Below are 269 nucleotides of genomic sequence, written 5' to 3' on the forward strand. Positions count from 1 at the left end.
AATTGGTCGGTAATGTTATTACCTTTAGCATCCTTAACCTTAAGTGTTGCTGTATTAGCAGTTAACTTAGTTTGGTCGTAGTCATCATCAAATGACCAAGTGTTATTCAATTCTTGCTTAGTGAATGAGTGACCTTTAAGACCAGTTAAGTCCCAAGTTCCTTCGTAAGTTACAATTTGGTTGTGAGATACAGAAGTACCGTCAATCTTAACGCCATCAGTATTTTCTACCACCTTAATTACAACAGGGGAGGATTCTACTGTGTTAGT

At 37.2% G+C, this 269-nt stretch carries 1 protein-coding gene; it reads right to left on the reverse strand.

The window, feature by feature from the left end; genetic code table 11:
* A partial coding sequence (locus FC36_RS08075) for an SspB-related isopeptide-forming adhesin (protein ID WP_156409561.1) occupies positions 1-269 on the reverse strand: 269 nt, incomplete at both ends.

The organism is Ligilactobacillus equi DSM 15833 = JCM 10991, assembly GCF_001435735.1.
GTDB lineage: Bacteria > Bacillota > Bacilli > Lactobacillales > Lactobacillaceae > Ligilactobacillus > Ligilactobacillus equi.